Here is a 22062-nt window from a genome sequence, read left to right as displayed (position 1 = left end):
TCACGTTCATAGGCGCGTCACCGTGCTTACGGACTCGGTGGCGCTGCCTTGTCCTGCGGCGCCTGCCGCGCGGCTGTCGTTCCATTGCACGGTGATCGTGCAGGCGGAATTCGCGGGACAGTTGATGGTTCCGCAAGCGTCGCTGCCCAGCCCCGTCTGGACCGCCTGCATCCAGATGCGCCGATCATTGTCGACCAGGGTGCCGGCGGCGGGCACCACGCATGTCTGGGCCAGATTGTAGCCACCGGCCAATGCGGCATCCCGGTTGGCCCGCATCAGATCCAGGATCATGTAGGTGTAGATGACCGCCTGGCTGCGTTCGAGCGAGCTCTGGCTGTTGCGCAAAGCGGTTCCCTGCATCGCGGCGATCCCCAGAAGACCGACGCCCATGATGAGGACGGCCACCAACACCTCGATGAGGCCTACGCCACGCTGGCGATACTCTCCGGAGCCTGCGCAGCCTCTCCGGCACGCACGGATTGAAGATGTGGCAAGTGAATTCATGGACAGGTTCCTCCGCCCGCTACGGCACGGGTGGAAATGCGACTACCGCTCGCCACGGCGACCGCCCGCCGATTCTCGGCGGGCTCATTCTTGGCGATGCAGACAACGAAGCTGGTGGCCACCAGTTGGCCCGACGAATCCCTCGCCAAGCCATCGGGTCGGAAGCTGAGGGTCGAGTCCGCACTGCTGATCTGGAGTGGCGGCTTGGTGGTGCCGGCCCGCAGTACTTCCCCATCGCTGGCAAGTACCACCAACCATCCACTCCAGCTTCCGGTCGTCAAATCCGAACAGGCCGTGCCATTTTCGGACCGGCAGAAATTGACGCTGGCGTTGCGCCGGATGGCTTCCATCCGCGCGGTCTGCAGGGACGCCACCAGCTCATTGGACTGGGCGGTGAGACGGTTGCTGTTGACCAGACCCATCAGGCTCGGCATTGCCATGGTGGCGATGATGGCCAATACGGCCATGGTGACCAGCAGCTCGATCAACGAGAAACCGCCGGCCACGCGCACCGTCAAGGCGGCATGCAGCCTGCGACCCGGCATTCCATCTTCCATAGCAAGTTCCCCCGAACTACGGAGGAAGAAGCTAGTCCCCCTTGGCCGGAGGGGCCAGTCGGGAGCCGATGGACGGTGCGGATGGCACGGCCGAACGGATGATTCCGCTGTCTTCGGCCCGAAGGCTCGTGCATGATGCCGCTGGCCCCGCTATCCAATGCCCGATGAGCCCATCACCGCCGACTCCCCTCGAGCACCTCTGGCAGGCCCCGGTCATCGTCTGGGTCGTGCTGGCCGGCGAGGGCCTGGCAGCCGTACTCGCCCTGGGCACCGGTCCCGACCAGGGGCGGTGGGTCTATTTCGGTCTGAGCTCGTTCGTCATCCAATGGGTATCGCTCACCACGCTGGGCGCGCTCTATCTTTTCCGCAAAGGCCTCACACGGCTGCGCCCGGCGTACATCGCCTACTTCGCGCTGTTCGCTCTGGTGGTCGTCAGCGGGCTGGTATGCGCGGCGGGTTGGTTGTTCCTCCGCGATCTCTGGCCCATGGCGAAGAGTGGCTGGACCTCGATGTTCATGCGCTTCACCGGTATCGCGCTGATCGTCGGAATGCTGGGACTTGCCGCGTTCCTCAACCACCTCCGCAACCGCCAGCTCGCGGTCAAGGCCAAGCAGGCGGAGCTGGAAGCCCTGCAGGCGCGCATCCGGCCGCATTTCCTGTTCAACACGCTCAATACCGCCACGGCCCTGGTCCACCAGCGTCCCCAGGATACGGAGCGGATGCTGCTGGATCTGGCGGACCTGTTCCGCGCCGCGCTGGCCGGGCCACGCGAGATTTCACTGACCGAGGAGCTGGCACTGACCAGGCGCTATCTGGAAATCGAAGGCCTGCGTTTCGGCGAGCGCCTGCAGGCGCGATGGGATCTGCCCGAACGCGTGCCGGACGTGCGGGTCCCTACCCTGTCCATCCAGCCGCTGGTCGAAAACGCGATCCGCCACGGCATCGAGCCCAGCCCTTCGGGCGGCGTGGTCGGTATCGAGGTGCGGGCGTCGGCGCAGGGGATCGCGATCACCATCCGCAACCCGATTCCGGAGCGGCCGGCCTCGGGCCGCGGGCACCAGGTGGGGCAAAGTTCGGTGCGCGCGCGCATCCACGCCTTGACCCAGGGCCTGGGACAGCTGGAAACCCGGCAGGAAGACGGCCATTACCTGGCCGTCATCCGGCTGCCCCATGAAGCCGGGAAAACGGAATCATCCGTTGTCCCGGCGGAGACCGATCAGGTCAGTACCCGGTAGCAGGGCTTGTACTCGCCGGCGATCTTCATCCGGCGCTGTTCGACGAAAGCACGCAGCAGGCCATCCAGCGCCTGCATCATGTCGGCGTCGCCGTGGATCTCGAACGGGCCGAACTCCTCGATCCGGCGCATGCCGTCTTCCTTCACGTTGCCGGCCACGATGCCCGAGAACGCGCGACGCAGATCCGCCGCCAGCGCGTGCGCCGGACGGCCATGGTGCAGATCCAGCGCGGCCATCGCCTCGTGGCTGGGCACGAACGGCTGCTGGAAATCGGCCGGGATGTCGACCGACCAGTTGAAGAAGAACGAGTCCTTCTGCTGGATGCGGTACTCGCGCACCTTGCGGATTCCCGCGCCCATCCTTTTCGCCACCGCCACCGGATCCCCGATGATGATCTCGTAGCGCTTGGTCGCTTCGTCGCCCAGGGTCAGGCGGATGAACTGATCAATCTGCTCGAAGTACGGCGCGGCGATGGTGGGGCCGGTCAGGATCAGCGGGAACGGCAGATCGGCGTTCTCTTCCCGCAGCAGGATGCCCAGCAGGTACAGGATTTCCTCGGCGGTGCCGACGCCGCCGGGGAACACGATGATGCCGTGGCCGATGCGGACGAAGGCCTCCAGGCGCTTCTCGATGTCCGGCATGATCACCAGGTGGTTGACGATCGGATTCGGCGATTCGGCGGCGATGATGCCCGGCTCGGTGATGCCTATGTAGCGCGTGGTGCGGCGTCGCTGCTTGGCATGGGCGATGGTGGCGCCCTTCATCGGGCCCTTCATCGCACCCGGTCCGCAACCGGTGCAGATGTCCAGGCCCCGCAGGCCCAGTTCATAGCCGACCTGCTTGGTGTACAGGTATTCGTCACGCGAGATGGAATGGCCGCCCCAGCAGACCACCAGGTTGGGATCGGCCGGGCGCAGGATGCGCGCGTTGCGGAGCAGGCCGAACACCGCGTTGGTCACGCCGGAGGAAGTGTCCAGGTCATCTTTGCAGTCCGGCCCCAGCTCGATGGCGGTATAGGCCAGGTCGCGGACGACCGCGAACAGGAGTTCGGCCACGCCGCGGATGATTTCGCCGTCGACGAAGGCCATCGCCGGCGCGTTGACCAGGTCGATGCGGACGCCACGATCCTGCTGCAGCACCTGGATGTCGAAATCCGGGTACAGGTCGCGGGCGGCGCGGGGATCGTCCGAGGCGCTGCCGCTGGTCAGGACCGCCAGCGCGCACCGCCGCAGCAGGTCGTGCATGCCTCCCGCCGAAGCGTCGCGCAGGCGGGCCACTTCGGCCCGGGACAGCACATCCAGCGCCCCGCGGGGGTGGATCTGCGCGTTCTGTACCGGCAACGCCCTCGTTGGCGCTTCACTCATATGCTTGTTTCCTGTCGTTCTTTCGTGCCATGACCCGATGACTTTAGCGCGTTCCAGCGCACAAGGCATTCCCATAAAAAAACGGCCGGGTCGCCCCGGCCGTTTTCATGTACAGCGCTGTACGGATGCTTAGAACTCGTAGCGGAAGGTCACCTGGGCCGACCAGCGCGACACGCCCGTGTTCACGCCGTCGCCGTTGACGTCCTGCACCTGGAAGTTCTGCGCACCGGTGAAGTGGTACACGTACTTGCCTTCCGAGCCGGCCGGGCACTGGGCGGTGGCGGCCGCGCCGCAGATGCCGGCGAAGTTGGCCACGCCGAGGTTGGCGTTGAAGCCGGCGTCCTCGATCACGCCCCACTTCTTGTTCAGCAGGTTGCCGATGTTCATCACGTCCAGGGTCAGCGAGCTCTTGTGACCCTTCATGAAGCCCGGGAACTCCTGCGAAACGCGCAGATCGAAGCTGTTCAGCCACTTCGCACGGAACGCATTGGCGGGCGCATAGCCACCGGCGTACTTCAGCAGTTCCGGATGCTGGTTCAACCAGGCGAAGAAATCGGCTTCCTGCTTGGCGGCCGAAGTCGTCACGCCACCGGTGGTGATCGGGGTGAAGATCACGTCGCCCGGGCCGGTCGGGATGTACATCAGGTCGTTGAAGCTGCGGCTGTCGCCGTTGGCGTCATTCCAGAAGACGTAGCTGAAGGGACGACCGGAACGGCCTTCGTAGAACAGCGACGCGGTGGTCTTGTAGTCACCGAAGAACGCCTTCTCGAAGGTCAGCGCGCCGCTGATGCGGTCCTTGATGGCATAGCGCGAGTTCACCAGCGCGTCGTCGTTGGCCCGGAACATCGGATTGTTGTTCCAGTTGGACGTGTTCTGCGAACTGGTCAGCGGGCTGACTTCCTTCGCCGCGGTGTAGGTGTAGGCCAGCATCCAGGACCAGTTGTCGGCCATCGGCTTGGACAGGCTGACGGTCAGCTGCTCGCTGCGGCCCTTGTCGGTGCTCTTGGCGAGCATGACGTCACCGTAGTAGCCCGGGCGGTTGAAGCGCTGGGTGCCACCGGTCGGGTTGGTCAGCGAGGTCAGCCAGCGCGACGGGTCCAGGCCGTTGTTGTTCCAGTACATCGGACGGCCATCCGGGCCGGTACGCGCATTCGGCGCGCCCAGGTCCAGGCGCTCGAAGTAGATCGCGTCCTTGACCTTGGTCACCAGGAACTCGGCCGACGCCACGATGCCGTACCACGGCAGCTCGTGATCGAACGCCAGGTTGGCCTTCCACGACGACGGCTGCTTCAGATCGGGATGCATGATGTCCACGTTCTGGCGCGCGCCACCGACGAAGTTGGTCGGCTGGTTGTTCGGGTCCGGCGTGAAGATCGGGCCCAGGTTGGTCTGGCCGGTCGGGATGTTCGGGTCGTACTCGACGTAGTTCAGGCCGGTGTTCTGGTAGGCGCCGGCCAGCCACACGTTCGGCATCGCACCCATGAACAGGCCCACGCCGCCGCGCAGCTGGGTCGGACGCTCGCTGTCGAAGGTGTAGTTGAAGCCGAAGCGCGGCTGCCACAGCGTGCCCTTCAGCAACTGGGTGTTGTTGAAGCCGGTACCGCCGAAGGCGCAGCCGGTCGGGCCGTTGCCGGCCGGAATCGGCGCGGACGACATGCACGCGTTGTAGATCGGGCTGCCGCCGAACGACGGCTTGTCGGCGCGGATGCCGAACATCAGGCTCAGGTTGTAGTTGACCGCCCAGGTGTCCTGCACGAACAGCGCGGTGTTCTTGATGGTGTAGGACGCCGGGATGTCGTCACGGCTGCCACCCGCACGCGGTGCGCGGACCTGGTAGTCGATCGGGGTGCCGGCCTGGAAGGCCGCCAGGTTGGCGAACTCGTAATAGCCGTTGAGGTTGCGACCGTAGAAGTTGAAGATCTCGTTCTCGGAGTACTGGCCACCGAACTTCAGGGTGTGATCACCCAGGTACCAGTTGGCCGCGAAGAACAGTTCCTTCTCGGTGGTGTCGATCAGGTTGACGTGGGTGTTCTGCTCGGTGCCCAGCAGCAACTGCTGGTTGCCGAAGTTGATGCGGATGTGCGGCAGGTTGGACGTCGGCTGGCGCTCGGACACGTAGTCGCGGTAGGACAGCTTCAGCTCGGTCGAGAAGTTCTCGCTCCAGTCGCTGAACAACTGGCCGACGTAGCTTTCGAAGGTCTTGGCCTGGTTGTACCAGTGCGAGCTCAGCGAGACCGCATTGTTCCAGTTGCTCGGCGGCAGCTTGGCGACATTCTGCTCCAGCTTGCTGTAGCGCAGGCTGGCGCGATGGTTCTCGTTGATGTTCCAGTCCAGCTTGAGCGCGTACTCTTCGATGTCGGTATCCAGCGACTCGACGCCGTTCAGCGACCCTGCGTCAAAGCCCCAAACGCGGGCCGCGGCCTGCACGTCGGCGATGTTCTGGGCGGTGATCTGGCCGCGACCGAACGGGGTATTGGCCAGATCCGGACCCGGCGCGCCACGCTTGAACTTCTCGTAGTTGGCGAAGAAGAACAGCTTGTCCTTCAGCAGCGGGCCACCGAGGGTGAAGCCGTAGGTTTCTTCCTTGTCGAAGCCCTTGAACTTCTGATCGTTGCGATCCTTGCCGACCATGTCGTGATCACGGTAGACGCCGTAGACGCTGCCGTGGAACTCGTTGGTGCCGGACTTGGTGACGGCGTTGACCACCGCGCCGGTACCGCCGGAGGTGGTGACGTCGTAGTTGGCCAGGTCGATCTTCACTTCTTCGATCGCGTCGATCGACACCGGCTGACGCTCGGTCGGCAGGTTGTTCGATTCCAGACCGAACGGATCGTTGGTGCTCACGCCGTCGATGCGGATGGCGTTGTAGCGGGTGTTCTGGCCGCCGGCCGAAATGGCGCCGTCGGACTTGCTGATCTGGGACACGCGCGGATCCATGCGCATGATGTCCTGGATGTTGCGGCCGACCGACGGAGCGTTCTCGATACCCTCGCGGTTGACCGAGGTACCGGTGCCCATCTTGGTGGCGCTGAAGATTTCCGAACCGCCGGCCACGCCGACCGCGGTGACGGTCTCGAGGGTGGTGGTGGCGTCACCGGTCAGCGCGGCGTTGACCGTGTTGACCTGGTTGAGGTTCAGGTAGACGTTGTCTTCGGTCTTCGTGCCCGAACCCGCTTTGGTCACGGTGATCTGGTACGGGCCACCCACGCGCAGACCGCGGGCGGAGTAACGGCCGCTGGCGTCGGTGGTCGCGCGGCTGACGGTGCCGGATTCGACATGGGTGATGACCACTTCGGCGCCGGTGACGGGCTGGCCGTCAGCGCCGGTCACCACGCCACCGACACCGGCGGAGGTGCTCTGGGCGAAGACCGGCGCGGCCGCGAGCGCGGCGACAAGGCCAAGGGTGAGCTTGGACATCCGGAGACAACGGGATTGGTTCATGGGTGTGAGCCTCGGTACGGGAATTGGCGTTGCGAAACTGGCTGGCTGGTACGGACGCGCAGGCAACCCGCCTCGGGCGGGTCGTTGGGGTGTCTTTCGGGGTTCCCTTGGCCTACGCGGGCGGGCCGCGTTGGTTAATAACAGGTTAACACGATAGGACCATTTTGTGACCGCCGCGTGACAAATTTTCCGCGGTGCAGCACTTTTTTCGCAGGCCGGCTCAGATGCTCGGCGGCAGTTTCAGATAGGTCCCGATACCATCCAGGAACATCTGCACGGAAATGGCGACCAGCAGCATGCCCATCAGGCGTTCGACCGCGGTCAGGACGCTCCGGCCCAGCCATTTGTAGAGCAGCGTGGCGGAGAACAGGATAGCCGCGGTGGCCCCCCAGGCCAGGACCAGCGCCAGGCTCCAGTCCGCCAGCCGGGCCGGTTCGTTACTGCCCATCAGCATCACCGCCGCCATGCCCGACGGTCCGGCCACCAGCGGGATGGCCAACGGCACGATGAAGGGCTCGCCCCCGGGGATTTCCCCCATCAGGCCCTCCGGGCGGGGGAAAATCATCCGGATGCCGATCAGGAACAGGACGATGCCGCCGGCAATCGCCACCGATTCCTGCCGCAGGTGCATCAATTCGAGGGCGTATTTGCCGCCCCACAGGAACATCATCAGCACCGCCAGGGCGATCACCAGTTCCCGGATCAGCACCACCCGCTGGCGTTTCGGCGGCAGCGGCTTGAGCACGCTCAGGAACACCGGGATGTTGCCCAGCGGGTCCAGGATCAGGAACAGCAGCAAGGCGGCCGAAAGGATGGTCATGCCCGGACGGTCCAGACGCGGCCCCGGTGTCCGGCGCCCGCGGATGACAGCAATGTGACACACGCGGCCCCGTAGCGGGCCGGATCGCAGGCCTGTCCGTCGCTGTCGTCGGCATAGGCGCGCGAGCGCAGGCCGGTGCTCATCGGACCGGGCTGAAGGCCGGACACCCGGACCGGGCCGCCGGCCAGTTCGGCCGCCAGCATGCCCACCAGTCCCGCCAGTCCGTGCTGCGCCACACCGTAACCGCCCCAGTAGGGCTGGCCGACCCTCGCCAGATCATCCATGGCGAACACCAGCGCGGCGTCACCGGATTGCTTCAGCAGGGGCAGGCAGGCCTGCGAGAGCCACCACGGCGCCGTGAGGTTGACGTGGATGGCACGCGCGAAGGCGGCCGGGTCGGTGTGCTCCAGCGGCGTCAGGCCGCGGAATTCGGCGGCGCAATGCAACACGCCATCAAGCCGGCCGAGTTCGGCGTACAGGCGATCCGCCAGTTCGGCGTAATCGTCCGGCGACGCCCCTTCCAGATCCAGCGGGTACAGCAGCGGCTCGCTGCCGGCCTGGGCGACCGCGTCGTAGATGCGATTCAACTTGGGCACCTTGCGCCCGAGCAGGACCAGGGTCGCGCCCGCTTCGGCGCAGGCCAGCGCGGCGGCGGCGCCGAGGCCGCCGTGCGCGCCGCTGATCAGGATCACGCGGTCGTCCAGCGCGCGCGGCTGCCGGGTCGGAAGATCGATAAGGCTCACGTAGGCGTGCTCACTGCGACAGGGCTTCGGCGACGATGCGCCGGAGTTCGCCGGACTCGTGCAGTTCCAGTGTGATGTCGCAGCCGCCGATCAGTTCGCCATGGATGAAAAGTTGCGGGAAGGTCGGCCAGTTGGAGAAGCGCGGCAGGTTGGCGCGGATTTCCGGCTCCTCGAGCACGTTGATGGTGTACAGATGTTCGGCGCCGGCATCGCGCAGCGCCTGCACCGCGCGGCTGGAGAAGCCGCACATGGGGAATTCCGGCGTGCCCTTCATGAAAAGGACGATCGGATGGCTTTCGACTTCGGCCTGGATGCGTTCCATCACCGGCATGCTGTTTTCTCCTGCTTTTACGGTAACCCAACCGCCGTCGGGTACACTTCCGCCTCGTCCCGACGGACCTGTCCACCGGGAACGCCATTGTAAGCCCCCGTGCGCCGCCCTGCCGACGCCCCCCTTCCACCGCCTAGCGCAAGGATCCCAGCCATGGCCATCGAACTGCCCCCCCTGCCCTACGACCGTACCGCGCTCGAGCCGCACATTTCCGGCGAGACCATCGACTTCCACTACGGCAAGCATCACAAGACCTACGTGGACAACCTCAACAAGCTGATCGAAGGCACCGAGTTCGCCGATCTTTCGCTGGAAGAGATCGTGCGCAAGTCCCAGGGCGGCATGTTCAACAACGCGGCCCAGATCTGGAACCACACCTTCTACTGGAACTGCCTGAAGCCCAATGGCGGCGGCGAGCCCACCGGCAAGCTGGCCGAGTTGATCAACAAGGCGTTCGGCGACTTCGCCAAGTTCAAGGAAGAGTTCACCAAGACCGCCATCGGCACCTTCGGTTCCGGCTGGGGCTGGCTGGTGCAGCGTCCGGACGGTTCGCTGGCGCTGGCCAGCACCTCCAACGCCGCCACCCCGCTGACCGGCGAGGACAAGCCGCTGCTGACCATCGACGTGTGGGAACACGCCTACTACATCGACTACCGCAACGCGCGTCCGAAGTACGTGGAATCGTTCTGGGCGCTGGTGAACTGGGACTTCGTGGCCGCCAACCTGCGCTGAGCCACTCGTCTTAGCATCACCACGAAAAGGAAGGCCGGGGCATGTCCCGGCCTTCTGCTTTCCGGCGAATGGCGGTTGCGCTAGCCGCGCAGGCGCGCGATCACCGGCGCGACCTGCGCATCCCGGCCGAGCGCACGCCCCGCGCGTTCCAGCGCCAGCGCCAGTTTTTCCGCCCGATCGGCGCGCACAGTGGCGTGTCCGACCTTGCGGCCCGCCCGCGGCTGCTTGCCGTAGTCGTGCCAATGTCCGCCCGGCTCGGCCAGCAGCGGCAGCGCATCCGGCATCTGTCCGATCCAGTTGAGCATGCAGGCATGGCCCAGCATGCGGGTGTCGCCCAACGGCAATCCCAGCACCGCGCGCAGGTGGTTCTGGAACTGGGACGTTTCGGCGCCCTCGATGGTCCAGTGCCCGGAGTTGTGCACGCGTGGCGCCATCTCGTTGGCCAGCAGTTGGCCATCGCGATAGAACAATTCCAGCGCGAACACACCCACGTAGTCGGTGCGTTCCGCCAGCCGGCGTGCATAGTCGATCGCCGTGCGTGCGACCGCGTCGTCGGCCCTGGCCGGCGCCAGGCTGGCCGACAGCACGCCGTCGACGTGCCAGTTCTCGGTCAGCGGCCAGGTCCTGAATTCACCGTCGCGGCCGCGCACCGCGACCACCGACAATTCGCGCTCGAACGGCACGAAGGCTTCGACGATCAGTCCCACCTTGGCGGCCTGCGCGCCCAGCGCTTCCCAGGCGGCGTCGGCGTCGGCCAGCGTGCGGATGCGGAACTGGCCCTTGCCGTCGTAGCCCAGGCGACGGGTTTTGAGGATGCAGGGCGCGCCGACCTGCGCCAACGCGGCGTCCAGTTCAGCGCGAGTGGCCACCGGCGAGAAATCCGGCACCGGAATGTCCAGTTCGCGGAACAGGGTCTTCTCGGCCAGGCGATCCTGGGCGATGGCGAGCGCGCGCGGATTCGGAAACACCGGCACGCGCGCCGCCAGCCATTCGGCGCTCTCGGCCGGCACGTTCTCGAAATCGAACGTGGCGACATCGACCTTGCCGGCGAATTCCGCCAGCGCGGCCTCGTCACGGTAATCGCCGACCAGCAGCGGGGCGAACTGGCCCGCGCAGGCATCGGCTTCGGTGTCCATCACCAGGAAGCGCAGGCCCAGGGGCGCGCCGGAAAGGGCGAGCATGCGGGCGAGCTGCCCGCCGCCAAGGATGCCGACGGTGGTCATGCCGGCAGGCGCGGATCGTCGTGCGCCATCACGTCGTCGGTCTGGCGCGCGCGGAACGTCGCCAGCGCGGCGCCGATCGCGGGGTACTCGGGCGACAGCAGCGCCGCGGCGAACAGGCCCGCATTGGCGGCGCCGGCGTTGCCTATGGCGAAAGTGGCCACCGGAATCCCGGCCGGCATCTGCACGATCGACAGCAGCGAATCCATCCCGTTCAGCGCCTTGGACTGCACCGGCACGCCCAGCACCGGCACCGCGGTCTTGGCTGCCAGCATGCCCGGCAGGTGGGCGGCGCCACCGGCCCCGGCGATGATCGCGCGCAGGCCGCGCGGACCGGCGGTCTCGGCGTAGGAGAACAGCACGTCGGGGGTCCGGTGCGCGGACACCACCTTCACCTCGTAGGGAACCCCCAGCGCATCGAGCTTCTGGGCGGCGTGCTGCATGGTTTCCCAGTCCGAGCGGGAACCCATCACGATGCCCACGACGGGGCTGTCACCGGTGGCGGTCATGGCCGTCCTCTGTCGCAAAGACGTATTCTACCCTCCTTGCCGAATGACGTTGGACCCATGGACCGCAAACTGCTGGACATCCTCTGCTGCCCGACCACCCGCCAGTCGCTGTCGCTGCTCGACAGCCGCGGCCTGGACGCCGCCAATCGCGCGATCTCCGCCGGCGGGGTGACCCGCGCGGATGGCTCGGCGCAGGCCGAGGTGCTGCGCGAGGCACTGGTCACCCAGGATCGGAAGACGCTGTATCGGGTCGACGACGGCATTCCGGTGCTGCTGGCCGAGGAAGCCATCGCGACATCGCAGCTGGTCGACTTCCCCGCCCGATGAGCCTTCTGACGCCGCCATCCGCCGAAGTCGTCGAAGCCGATGTCAGGCGCGCGCTCGCCGAGGATGTCGGCAGCGGCGACGTCACCGCCGCGCTGTTGCCCGACAGCCCGGACAGCGCCTATCTGTTGTGCAAGGAAGACGGCGTCATCGCCGGGCGCCCCTGGTTCGACACCACTCATCGATTGCTGGACCCGCAGGTACGCATCGACTGGCGGGTCGCGGAAGGCGACCGCATCCGCGCCGGCACGGTTCTGGCGACCCTGCAGGGGCGCTCGCGCGCCCTGGTCACCGCCGAGCGCACTTCGCTCAATTTCCTGCAGACGCTTTCCGGCACCGCCACCACCACCGCGCGTTACGTGGAGGCCGTCGCCGGCACCCGGGCGCGAATCCTCGATACCCGCAAGACCTTGCCCGGCCTGCGCCTGGCCCAGAAGTACGCGGTGCGCTGCGGCGGCGGACACAACCATCGCATCGGCCTGTACGACACGGTGATGCTGAAGGAGAACCACATCCGTGCCGCCGGCTCGCTCGCGGGCGCCATCCGCACGGCGCGCGCCGCGCAGCCAGCGCTGCCGCTGATCGTGGAAGTCGAGACGCTGGCGCAGTTGGAGGAAGCATTGCGCGAAGGCTGCGATCGCATCCTCATCGATGATTTCGACGCGCCGACGCGGCGCGAGGCCGTGCGCATCGCCGCCGGCCGCATTCCGCTGGAAGTCTCCGGAGGCGTGGACATGACCACCCTCCGTGGCATCGCCGAGGACGGCGTGGACTGCATTTCCATCGGTGGCCTGACCAAGCATGTGCACGCCATCGACCTGTCGCTGAAACTCGGTCCGCCGCCCGGCGACCGCTCCTGACGCCCAACTTCCGCGACGCCATGCCCACCCTGATCCTGCTGATGATCGCCAGCGCCGCCGGATTCGCTTACTGGAACGCCGCGCGTGCCGCCGCCGAACGCGCCGAGGCACTGGGCCGCAACGCCTGTTCCGCGGCCGGCGTCATCTGGCTGGACCAGACCGTGCACGCCGACGGTCTGCGGCTGCGGCGCAACGAAAACGGGCGGCTGGGCTGGGAACGGACGTTCCGCTTCGAGTACTCCTACGACGGCATCGATCGGCACACCGGCCGCCTGGTCCTGCGCGGCGACACCCTGGTGTCGTTCGTGGGCCCGGTGCGTCCCAGCGTGGTGCCGTTCGAACACTGAGCGGCGGCGGCGGGCACGTCCCGGTCGCCGATGCTGTTCTCCACAGCGGGAGCGACGGACGCGAGTCGCTACGGCTTGCCAGGCGAAATCAAGGTTCGCGACTGATGTCGCTCCCGCAACCGCGATGACCGCGATATCCAGTCAGGCGCAAGACCAACTCCGCGATCAACCCCCGCCGCGGTGAACGCGCCGGCCTACTTGACCACCCGCAGGTGCGGCCGCTTGGGCGGTGCGGGCGTGTCGTCGTCGCCTGGGCTGTCCGGACCAGGCGTGTCGTCGCCATCGTCATCCGGACCGGGCGCATGGCCGTCGTCGGGCAGCGCCATGCCCTGCCCGGTTTCGCGCGCATAGATCGCCAGCACGGCGGAAATGGGCACCATCACCGGAAAACTCACGCCGCCGAAGCGGGCGGTGAAACTCACCGAGTGATTGTCGATGTGCAGTTGCACGACCGCGCGCTCGGCGATGTTCAGCACGACCTTGCCCTCCTTGACCGCGCTGGCCGGCACCTGCACCCCGGCCTGGGTCGCATCGACCAGCAGGTGCGGGGTCATGCCGTTGTCGGCGATCCATTCCACCAGCGCCCGCAACAGGTACGGGCGATGGCTGGTCATGCGGGGGCTTTCATCGTTCATGGGTACTGCCTGGTGAAGTCGTCCGCGGACGGACGGCGGGACCGGCGACGTCGCGCGCCGCCGGTCTAGGATAAGTCACGACCGCCCCGCGGTTCCATGCCAGCGCCGCGGCAGCGACTTCACTCGTTTGCCCCGGCGTCAGGCCGGGATGTCGCGCAGCTTCTTTTCCGCGTCGGTCAGGCTGCGGATGAAGCCGGGATTGCGGAAGATGCGGTTGCCGTAATCCTCGATGGCCTTGCCGTCCTTGGGCAACGGGATGTCCAGCGACGGCAGGCGCCAGATGATCGGCGCCATGGCGCAGTCGGCCAGGCTCATTTCGGGATTGAGGAAGAACTTGCTCGCCTTGAACAGCGGCACCGACGCGGTCAGCAGTTCCTTCAGGCGCTTGCGCCCGGCTTCGGCCTGCTGCTTGTTGCCCAGTTGGATCGCCTGCACCTGCGGCACCCAGTCGTGTTCGATGCGCAGCATCGCCAGGCGCAGGCGCGCGCGGGAGAGCGGATCCACCGGCATCAGCGGCGGGTGCGGATAGCGTTCGTCCAGGTATTCGCTGACCACCGAAGCGGCGTACAGCACCAGATCGCGTTCGACCAGGGTGGGAACGGAGTGGTAGGGATTCAGATCGATGAGATCTTCAGGCGGGTTCTGCGGATCCACCGGCACGAAGTCGTAGCTGACGCCCTTGGCGGCCAGCACCAACCGTACGCGGTGGCACAGCACGTCATCGATGGAGGAAAACAAAGTCAGTGTATTGCGCATACGTGGACTCGCAGCCATCAGGCTCTCCGACGATCGGAATCCGCCGATCGCACCGACGCCGCCAGCCCCTTGCCAGCGGTCGCCACGGTCCCCGAGTGTGCAATCCCTTCAGGAAAATGCCAAGCGGCCGCCATGCCACCGGGCACCGCCCTGCCGCCCGGCGTATGCAGCCGGACGGCACGAGGGAGCGCCGGACGTGTCAGTGCACGTCCTTCCAGTACTCCTGCTTGAGCAGATAGGCCAGGAACGACAGCGCCGCCAGGAACAGCACGACCCACACGCCCAGGCTCTGGCGCTTGAGGGCCGCCGGTTCGCCGGCGTACTCGAGGAAGTTGGTCACGTCGCGCGCGACCTGATCGAACTCCTGCGGGCTCAGGCGACCGGGCTGGGCCAGCTTCAGCGATTCGACGTGGCGATCGCCGGTCGCCGCGTCGGGCTTGCCGTATTCGGCGTGCTGCAGACCCTGCAGCTCCCAGAACGGGTTCGGCATGGACGCGTTCGGGAACAGCTTGTTGTTCCAGCCCAGCGGGCGGGACTCGTCCAGGTAGAACGACTTGAGATAGGTGTAGATCCAGTCGCTGCCACGGACGCGGGAGATGGTGCTCAGATCCGGCGGCATCTTGCCGAACCACTTGCCGGCCGGATCGTGCGGCATCGCCACCTGGATCTGCTCGCCGAACTTGGCGCCGGTGAAGTTGAGGTTGTTCATCACCTCGTCTTCGGTCAGGCCCAGGTCCTCGGCCATGCGCGAATAGCGCAGGTACTTGAGCGAATGGCAGCCCGAGCAGTAGTTCATGTACAGCTGGGCGCCCCGCTGCAGCGACGCGCGGTCGCTCAGGTCGTTGCCGGCCTGCAGCTTGTCGCCGCCCTCGGCGGCCAGCGCGGAGAACGAGATCAGCAACCCGCTGGCGAAGACAGCTAGGCGGGAAGTCAAGGTCTTAGTCATGCGTCGTCACCCGTTCCGGCACCGGCTTGGTCTTGTCCCACTTGGTCCACAGCGGCATGGTCAGGAAGAAAAGGAAGTAGTAAACGGTCAGCACGCGGCCGATGTAGGTCTCGACGATGTCGGTACCCGGACCGGCGCCGATCTTGCCCAGCCACAGGAAGCTCACCGCGAAGGTCAGCAGCAGCGCCCACGACAGCTTGCCGCGGTAGCGGTACGACTTGACCTTGGCGCGATCCAGCCACGGCACCAGGAACAGGATGGCGATGGCGCCGAACATGACCAGCACGCCGCTCAGCTTGTGCGGCACCACGCGCAGCATCGCGTAGTACGGGGTGTAGTACCACACCGGCTTGATGTGCTCGGGCGTCACCAGGCGGTTGGCCTCGGTGAAGTTGTCATGCTCCAGGAACCAGCCACCGAAGGCCGGCGCGAAGAAGATGATGAACGCGGCGATCATCACCAGCATGCACACGTAGAACAGGTCCTTGCCGACCGTGTAGTACGGATGGAACGGGATGCCGTCGGCCGGCGCGGTCGGCGACCAGCGGTTGCCCTTCGGGCCCTTCTTGATTTCCACGCCGTCGGGGTTGTTGGAGCCGACTTCGTGCAGGGCGAAGATGTGCAGCACCACCAGCAGCAGCAGCACCAGCGGCAGCGCGATCACGTGCAGGGCGAAGAAGCGGTTGAGGGTGGCGTCGCCGGGCAGGTAGTCGCCCATGATCCACTCGGTCAGGCCGTTGCCGATCACCGGGATGGCGCCGAACAGCGAGATGATGACCTTGGCGCCCCAGAACGACATCTGGCCCCACGGCAGCACGTAGCCCATGAAGGCTTCGGCCATCAGCACGAGGTAGATGAGCATGCCCAGGATCCAGACCAGCTCGCGCGGCTTCTGGTAGCTGCCGTACATCAACCCGCGGAACATGTGCAGGTAGACGACGATGAAGAACAGCGAGGCGCCGGTGCTGTGCATGTACCGGATCAGCCAGCCCCACTCCACGTCGCGCATGATGTACTCGACCGAGGCGAACGCTTCCGCGGCGCTCGGCTTGAAGTGCATCGTCAGGAAGATGCCGGTCAGGATCTGGTTGACCAGCACGATCGAGGACAGGACGCCGAAGATGTACCAGATGTTGAAGTTCTTCGGAGCGTAGTACTCCGACATGTGCTTCCGGTAGAACGGCATGAAGCTCGGCGCACGCGCAGTGAACCAATCCATCACGCCATCGGCGGTACGGTTGAAGATGTTCGACATGGCTTACGCGGCTCCCTTCGGATCGACGCCGATCACGATCGTCGTGTCGTTCTCGTAGTAGTGCGGCGGCACGACCAGGTTGGTCGGCGCCGGAACGCCCTGGAACACGCGGCCGGCCATGTCGAAGCGCGACTTGTGGCAGGGGCAGAAATAGCCACCCTTCCAGTCCGGGTCATACGGTTCGGGCCGGATTTCGGCCACCATTTCCGGCGAGCAGCCCAGGTGGGTGCACAGGCCGACCAGCACGGAGATTTCCGGCTTCAGGGAGCGGGTTTCGCCCTTGATGTAGGCCGGCTGCTGGTCCGTGTTCTTGGACTCCGGATCCCGCAGGCGGCTGTCCAGGGTCGGCAGCGCGTCCAGGATCGCCTTGGACCGCTTGACGATCCAGATCGGCTGGCCGCGCCACTCCAGGATCAGGCGTTGCCCTTCCTGCAGGCCGGTGAGGTCGGCGGTCACCGGGGCGCCGGCCAGTTTGGCCCTCGCGCTCGGATTCCACGACTTGATAAACGGTACTGCTGCGAAACCGGCACCGACCGCACCAACCACAGCCGTGGTCGCAGTCAGAAACCGGCGTCGGCCTGTATTCACAGGCCCATTGACCCCATCGTTGGCCATTCCGGCACTCCGCAAAACAATCAGGTAGCTAAAAGGCTGCCAGCACCCGCGCCCAGAGCTCGGGGCGGGCCGCAAAGACAGCAAAGTGTAGCGGATGCCTTAACCGACCGACAACGTTTTGCCGTGGATCAAGGGTTTGCGGTCGTCTTGGACCCGCCGGATGGCGGGATTCCGCGTCAGCGTGCGGCGGCGATGTTGCCGCGGTAGCGATCGGCCAGGACCGCCACGCGCTCGACGTAGCGCTGGGTTTCCCGGTACGGCGGAACACCGCCGTGGCGGTCCACCGCGCCCTCGCCGGCGTTGTAGCCGGCCGCGGCCAGGCGCAGGTCGCCGTTGAACCGCTTGAGCAGCCAGGACAGGTACTGCACGCCGCCCCGGATGTTCTGGCTTGCATTGAAGGCATCGCTGACGCCGAACCGGCGCGCGGTCGCCGGCATCAGCTGCATCAGGCCCTGGGCCCCGGCATGGGACAGCGCCATCGGGTTGTACGAGGATTCGGCGTGCATGATCGCGCGGATCACCGCCTCGTCGACCCCGAACTCGCGCGAGGCCGACGCGATCTCGGCCTGGTAGGCGGCGGTGTTCAGGCGCAGGGTGCCGAAATTCAGGCCGGGGTTGCCGCAGGCGAAGCAGGTTTCGATGAAGCTGTACTTGATGGTCCGCAGGCTGGCCACCGCGCCGTCCCCGCCGCGGGGACGGGTGCTGGTGTAGTGGCGCACGCCATCCTTGATGTAGGAATAGACCTGCCCGCTGACCACCCGACGGGTTCCCGCAGCACTGCCGGTGGCTGCGGGCAACGGCGCGGGGGTGATGGCGGCCGGGGCCACCGACGCGGCCGTGGTGACCGGCACGCTGGCGGTGGTCGCCGCGCCCACCGCGGCGGTGCCGGGCCGGGTCGGCGGCGCCGCCGGCGTGGACAGGCTGGAGGCATCGGCCGGACGGGACACGCTGGACACCCGCGAATTGCCGCGCTCGGGCGTGTAGCGGCTGATCACCTCGCACTGGGCGCCGCTGACGCGCTTGCTGACATAGGCGGGCACGCCGTCGGCGCCGGTGCACTTGTACAACGTGCCCGCGATCGCGGCCGGTGCCGTGCAGGCCAGTGCGGCCAGCACCCCCAATGGCAGTAGCGTCCCCCTCATGCGGGGCAGTGTCCCGGATCCGGGAGTGATTGCCAAGTCCTTGTCCAAGAAAGGAATCCTCGAATCTGTGCGGTCGGTCGGGGATCCGGACATCCGGCCCGCGCGCCGCCGGCGCGGTCCCGCCGACGGGTGTATTCCTTCCCTTCAACGCCGAATCGGCGCGGAACCGGACCACCCCGCGTAAACTATGCGGTTTCCGTCCGCCCACCCGCCTGGAATAAGCGCCATGACCGGGACGCAAGCCCCCGACACCGCCCTGACGGGCGACCTGCCCGTCGCCTCCCCCGCCCGCCCGGCCTCGTCGCCGGCCCGGGGCAAGCTGTTCATCAAGACCCACGGCTGCCAGATGAACGAGTACGACTCGGCCAAGATGGCCGACGTGCTGGCCGCCGCCGAAGGCCTGGAACTGACCGACAACCCCGAAGAAGCCGACGTGGTGCTGGTCAATACCTGCTCCATCCGCGAAAAGGCGCAGGAAAAGGTGTTCAGCCAGCTCGGTCGCTGGAAGTCGCTGAAGAAGGACGGCAAACCGGTCCTGATCGGCGTCGGCGGCTGCGTGGCCTCGCAGGAGGGCGAAGCGATCGTCAAGCGCGCGCCCTACGTGGATCTGGTGTTCGGCCCGCAGACCCTGCACCGCCTGCCGGAACTGATCCGCGAGCGGCGCCAGTCCGGCCAACCGCAGGTCGACATCAGTTTTCCGGAGATCGAGAAGTTCGATCGCCTCCCCGAACCGCGCGCCGAAGGGCCGAGCGCGTTCGTCTCGATCATGGAAGGCTGCTCCAAGTACTGCTCGTTCTGCGTGGTGCCCTACACCCGCGGCGAGGAGGTCAGCCGGCCTTTCGAGGACGTGCTGGTGGAAGTGGCGCAGCTGGCCGCGCAGGGCGTGCGCGAAATCAACCTGCTCGGCCAGAACGTCAACGCCTATCGCGGTCCCTATGGCGACGGCGAAATCGCCGACCTGGGCCTGCTGATCCGCACCATCGCCGAGATCGAAGGCGTCGGCCGCATCCGCTTCACCACCTCGCATCCGCTGGAGTTCAGCGATTCGCTGGTGGAGGCGTATCGCGACGTGCCGCAACTGGCCAACTACCTGCACCTGCCGGTGCAGGCCGGCAGCGACCGCGTGCTGGCGGCGATGAAGCGCGGCTACACCACGCTGGAGTTCAAGCAGAAGATCCGCAAGCTGCGCGCGGTGCGCCCGGACATTTCGATATCGTCCGATTTCATCGTCGGCTTTCCCGGCGAGACCGATGCCGATTTCGACAAGACGATGAAGCTGATCGAGGACGTCGGTTTCGATCAGTCGTTTTCCTTCATCTATTCGCGCCGCCCCGGCACGCCGGCCGCGGATCTGGAAGACGACACGCCGGAGGCGACCAAGCACGCCCGCCTGGAGCGTCTGCAGGCGCACATCAACGCCTACGCCGCCGGCATCTCGCAGCGGATGGTCGGCAGCGTGCAGTCGGTGCTGGTGGAAGGTCCGTCGCGCAAGAATCCGAACGAGCTGACCGGCAAGACCGAGAACATGCGCTCGGTGAATTTCCCGGGCCATCCGCGCCTGATTGGACAGTTCGTCGATGTGGTGATCACCGAAGCGCTGACCAACTCGCTGCGCGGACGGATCGCCACGGTGGACGAGCACGCGGCCTGAGTCCTTCCGGAGCAACTTGCGTCGCCCCCATCCGGACTTTCCGGTTCAATCCAGCCGCTTGCGGAAACGCAGGATCGCGGCCGACATCATCACCGTGATGAAGGCCAGCAGCGCGAGCACGTCCGGCCACAACTCCCACAGACTCGCCCCGCGCAGCATCACCCCGCGGATCAGGCGCAGGAAGTGGGTCAGCGGCAATACCTCCGCCAGCCACTGCACCGGCCTCGGCATGCCCGAGAACGGGAACATGAAACCGGACAGCAGGATCGACGGCAGGAACACGAAGAAAGTCATCTGCATGGCCTGGAACTGCGACTGCGCCCGGGTCGAAATCAGCAGGCCCAGGGTGAGATTGGCGGCGATCAGCAGGATCGCCGCGACATAGACGTGCCAGACGCTGCCGTTGAGCGGCACCTCGAACAGCCACATGCCCAGCGCCAGCACCACGGTGGTCTGGATCAGGCCGATGCCGATGTAGGGCAGCACCTTGCCGATCATCAGCTCCGCGCTGCTGACCGGGGTGGCGATCAGCAGTTCCATGTTGCCGCGCTCGCGTTCGCGCACGATGGCCACGCCGGTGAACAGCACCATGGTCATGGTCAGGATCACGCCGATCAGGCCCGGCACGATGTTCACGGCGGAGCGCCGTTCCGGGTTGTAGAACGCGACCACGTTGATCGCACGCTCGGCCGGCACCACCGCGCGGACGGCGGTATCCGCCGGCATCTGCGCCAGTTGCGCCGCCGCGCTCTGCACCGCGTTGTCGCTGCCATCGACCAGGATCTGCACCTGTTCCCGCCCTTCGGCGCGACGACGTTCGAAATCCGGCGGCACCACGATGCCAAGGCTGATCTCGCCGCTGCGAATGGCCTCCATCAGTTCCTGCGGGGTACGCGCCGACAGGGCCGGCTTGACCACCGTGGTCGCCATGATGTCCATCACTGTCGCGCGCGAAGCGGCGGTATTGGCCTGATCCGCGACGCCCGCCTTCAGGTCGCGCAGATTGGTGTTGATGGCATAGCCGAACAGCAGCAGCTGCATCACCGGGATGGCGACGATCATCGCCAGGGTGATGCGGTCGCGACGCATCTGCCGTACTTCCTTCAGCATGACCGCCGAGAGCCGACGCCAGATCATGCGGCACGCTCCTGCCCGTCCGGGTCGGGACGGCCACGGGTGGCCGCGACGAACACGTCCTCCAGATTGCTTTGCGAAGGCGTGACCTTGGCCTGCAGGCCCGCCTGGCGCAATCCATCGGCCACCCGGGCGGCGGCATCGCCATTGCCCGCCATCAGCACGCGCAGGGTATTGCCGATCTGGGCCACGCTGATCACGCCCGGCAGGGACAGCAGGATCTTCTGCGCCTGGCGCGGCTGCGCGGCTTCCACCGCCAGCGTGCGGCCGGCCAGTTCCCCGGTCAGGTCCGCGGGCGTCCCGTCGGCCACCAGGACGCCGCGATCGAGGATGGCGATGCGATGGCAGCGCTCGGCCTCGTCCATGTAATGGGTCGAGACCAGGATGGTGGTGCCGGCGTCGGCCAGTTCGAACAACTTCTCCCAGAAGTCGCGGCGCGATTCGGGATCCACCGCGCTGGTGGGCTCGTCCAGGAACAGCAGTTCGGGCTGGTGGATCACCGCGCCCGCCAGCGCCAGCCGCTGTTTCTGTCCGCCGCTCATCGTGCCGGCCAGCTGCTTCTGCCGATCCTGGAAGTGGTACTGCTCGATCAGCTCGTCGATGCGCGTGTGCGCCTCGGCCCTGGACAGGTTCTGCACCGCGGCGAGGAATTCCAGGTTCTCGCGCACGCTCAGATCCTCGAACAGCGAGAACTTCTGGGTCATGTAGCCGATGCGGGTGCGCAGTTGCTCGGCCTGTTCGGGAATGCTCAGGCCGAGGACTTCGATGTCGCCCGAGCTCGGTGTCAGCAGGCCGCACAGCATCCGGATCGTGGTGGATTTGCCGGAACCGTTCGGCCCCAGGAATCCATAGACGTTGCGCCGCGGCACCCCGAGGTCCACCGCGTTCACCGCCACCAGTTCGCCGAAACGCTTGGTCAGTCCGCGCGCCTGGATCGCCAG

The 22062-nt window shown here is 66.4% G+C and carries 23 protein-coding genes; 6 read left to right on the top strand and 17 right to left on the bottom strand.

What is annotated here, in order from left to right:
• Positions 1-6: 6 nt before the first annotated feature.
• Positions 7-504: a type IV pilus modification protein PilV gene (gene pilV, locus ACTHN1_RS03720; protein WP_440469626.1), complete on the bottom strand. Its 498-nt coding sequence runs from the start codon at positions 502-504 to the stop codon at positions 7-9.
• Positions 501-1061 (bottom strand): GspH/FimT family pseudopilin, encoded by a 561-nt coding sequence (locus ACTHN1_RS03715; RefSeq protein ID WP_440469625.1) that lies wholly within the window; start codon positions 1059-1061, stop codon positions 501-503. Before ACTHN1_RS03715 ends, pilV begins: the two co-directional genes overlap by 4 nt.
• Positions 1062-1159: 98 nt before the next feature.
• Here ACTHN1_RS03715 and ACTHN1_RS03710 point away from each other — a divergent pair, with 98 nt between their 5' ends.
• Complete coding sequence (locus tag ACTHN1_RS03710) at positions 1160-2296, top strand: sensor histidine kinase (RefSeq protein ID WP_440469624.1); 1137 nt, start codon at positions 1160-1162, stop codon at positions 2294-2296.
• On the opposite strand, the gene ppnN is transcribed toward ACTHN1_RS03710, so the two are convergent.
• The 5 genes from ppnN to grxD form a co-directional block, all read right to left on the bottom strand.
• Entirely contained in the window at positions 2278-3660 is a 1383-nt protein-coding gene (gene ppnN, locus ACTHN1_RS03705; protein WP_440469623.1) for a nucleotide 5'-monophosphate nucleosidase PpnN, read from the bottom strand. The two genes, ACTHN1_RS03710 and ppnN, sit on opposite strands and share 19 nt — an antisense overlap.
• Before the next feature lie 129 nt (positions 3661-3789).
• On the bottom strand, positions 3790-7101 hold the full coding sequence (locus ACTHN1_RS03700) for a TonB-dependent receptor (RefSeq protein WP_440469622.1): 3312 nt from the start codon (positions 7099-7101) through the stop codon (positions 3790-3792).
• 220 nt (positions 7102-7321) lie between these two features.
• The gene (locus ACTHN1_RS03695; RefSeq protein WP_440469621.1) at positions 7322-7921 is read right to left on the bottom strand and encodes a YhgN family NAAT transporter; all 600 of its coding nucleotides are present in this window, start codon (positions 7919-7921) and stop codon (positions 7322-7324) included.
• Positions 7918-8664, bottom strand: a complete 747-nt coding sequence (locus ACTHN1_RS03690; RefSeq protein WP_440469620.1) for an SDR family NAD(P)-dependent oxidoreductase — start codon at positions 8662-8664, stop codon at positions 7918-7920. The genes ACTHN1_RS03695 and ACTHN1_RS03690 overlap by 4 nt, the downstream gene beginning before the upstream one ends.
• Before the next feature lie 10 nt (positions 8665-8674).
• Complete coding sequence (grxD, locus tag ACTHN1_RS03685) at positions 8675-8995, bottom strand: Grx4 family monothiol glutaredoxin (RefSeq protein ID WP_440469619.1); 321 nt, start codon at positions 8993-8995, stop codon at positions 8675-8677.
• 153 nt (positions 8996-9148) lie between these two features.
• Here grxD and ACTHN1_RS03680 point away from each other — a divergent pair, with 153 nt between their 5' ends.
• Positions 9149-9727 (top strand): superoxide dismutase, encoded by a 579-nt coding sequence (locus ACTHN1_RS03680; protein WP_440469618.1) that lies wholly within the window; start codon positions 9149-9151, stop codon positions 9725-9727.
• A gap of 80 nt (positions 9728-9807) precedes the next feature.
• On the opposite strand, the gene ACTHN1_RS03675 is transcribed toward ACTHN1_RS03680, so the two are convergent.
• Together ACTHN1_RS03675 and purE are read right to left on the bottom strand one after the other, a co-directional pair.
• Entirely contained in the window at positions 9808-10950 is a 1143-nt protein-coding gene (locus tag ACTHN1_RS03675) for a 5-(carboxyamino)imidazole ribonucleotide synthase (protein ID WP_440469617.1), read from the bottom strand.
• Positions 10947-11456: a 5-(carboxyamino)imidazole ribonucleotide mutase gene (gene purE / locus ACTHN1_RS03670; protein WP_440469616.1), complete on the bottom strand. Its 510-nt coding sequence runs from the start codon at positions 11454-11456 to the stop codon at positions 10947-10949. The genes ACTHN1_RS03675 and purE overlap by 4 nt, the downstream gene beginning before the upstream one ends.
• A 57-nt stretch (positions 11457-11513) precedes the next feature.
• Here purE and ACTHN1_RS03665 point away from each other — a divergent pair, with 57 nt between their 5' ends.
• The 3 genes from ACTHN1_RS03665 to ACTHN1_RS03655 are packed head-to-tail and all read left to right on the top strand — an operon-like array spanning position 11514 to position 12987.
• On the top strand, positions 11514-11783 hold the full coding sequence (locus ACTHN1_RS03665; protein WP_440469615.1) for a Trm112 family protein: 270 nt from the start codon (positions 11514-11516) through the stop codon (positions 11781-11783).
• A complete protein-coding gene (gene nadC, locus ACTHN1_RS03660; protein WP_440469614.1) occupies positions 11780-12640 on the top strand; it encodes a carboxylating nicotinate-nucleotide diphosphorylase in 861 nt (286 codons plus the stop codon). The genes ACTHN1_RS03665 and nadC overlap by 4 nt, the downstream gene beginning before the upstream one ends.
• Positions 12641-12660: 20 nt before the next feature.
• Positions 12661-12987, top strand: coding sequence for a DUF3301 domain-containing protein (locus tag ACTHN1_RS03655; RefSeq protein WP_440469613.1), 327 nt, complete (start codon positions 12661-12663; stop codon positions 12985-12987).
• Between the two features lie 194 nt (positions 12988-13181).
• Here the strand turns inward: ACTHN1_RS03655 and ACTHN1_RS03650 are convergent, their stop codons facing one another.
• The 6 genes from ACTHN1_RS03650 to ACTHN1_RS03625 form a co-directional block, all read right to left on the bottom strand.
• Complete coding sequence (locus ACTHN1_RS03650; protein ID WP_440469612.1) at positions 13182-13622, bottom strand: ClpXP protease specificity-enhancing factor; 441 nt, start codon at positions 13620-13622, stop codon at positions 13182-13184.
• Between the two features lie 138 nt (positions 13623-13760).
• On the bottom strand, positions 13761-14396 hold the full coding sequence (locus ACTHN1_RS03645) for a glutathione S-transferase N-terminal domain-containing protein (RefSeq protein ID WP_295378719.1): 636 nt from the start codon (positions 14394-14396) through the stop codon (positions 13761-13763).
• A 181-nt stretch (positions 14397-14577) separates the two neighbouring features.
• Positions 14578-15324: a cytochrome c1 gene (locus ACTHN1_RS03640; RefSeq protein ID WP_440469611.1), complete on the bottom strand. Its 747-nt coding sequence runs from the start codon at positions 15322-15324 to the stop codon at positions 14578-14580.
• Positions 15317-16579 carry a cytochrome b gene (locus ACTHN1_RS03635; protein ID WP_440469610.1) on the bottom strand — a complete coding sequence of 421 codons (1263 nt, stop codon included), beginning with the start codon at positions 16577-16579 and terminating at the stop codon, positions 15317-15319. The genes ACTHN1_RS03640 and ACTHN1_RS03635 overlap by 8 nt, the downstream gene beginning before the upstream one ends.
• Positions 16580-16582: 3 nt before the next feature.
• Positions 16583-17194 carry a ubiquinol-cytochrome c reductase iron-sulfur subunit gene (gene petA, locus ACTHN1_RS03630; protein WP_141453682.1) on the bottom strand — a complete coding sequence of 204 codons (612 nt, stop codon included), beginning with the start codon at positions 17192-17194 and terminating at the stop codon, positions 16583-16585.
• A 176-nt stretch (positions 17195-17370) separates the two neighbouring features.
• Positions 17371-18336, bottom strand: coding sequence for a lytic transglycosylase domain-containing protein (locus tag ACTHN1_RS03625; RefSeq protein WP_440469609.1), 966 nt, complete (start codon positions 18334-18336; stop codon positions 17371-17373).
• A gap of 226 nt (positions 18337-18562) precedes the next feature.
• Here ACTHN1_RS03625 and miaB point away from each other — a divergent pair, with 226 nt between their 5' ends.
• Positions 18563-19987, top strand: coding sequence for a tRNA (N6-isopentenyl adenosine(37)-C2)-methylthiotransferase MiaB (miaB, locus tag ACTHN1_RS03620; protein WP_440469608.1), 1425 nt, complete (start codon positions 18563-18565; stop codon positions 19985-19987).
• Positions 19988-20032: 45 nt separating this feature from the next.
• Here the strand turns inward: miaB and ACTHN1_RS03615 are convergent, their stop codons facing one another.
• A complete protein-coding gene (locus tag ACTHN1_RS03615; RefSeq protein WP_440469607.1) occupies positions 20033-21124 on the bottom strand; it encodes an ABC transporter permease in 1092 nt (363 codons plus the stop codon).
• A complete protein-coding gene (locus ACTHN1_RS03610; protein ID WP_440469664.1) occupies positions 21121-22056 on the bottom strand; it encodes an ABC transporter ATP-binding protein in 936 nt (311 codons plus the stop codon). The genes ACTHN1_RS03615 and ACTHN1_RS03610 overlap by 4 nt, the downstream gene beginning before the upstream one ends.
• Between the last annotated feature and the right edge of the window lie 6 nt (positions 22057-22062).

It is taken from the genome of Pseudoxanthomonas sp. (genome assembly GCF_051953815.1).
GTDB lineage: Bacteria > Pseudomonadota > Gammaproteobacteria > Xanthomonadales > Xanthomonadaceae > Pseudoxanthomonas_A.
This window is presented reverse-complemented; position numbering and strand designations above follow the sequence as displayed.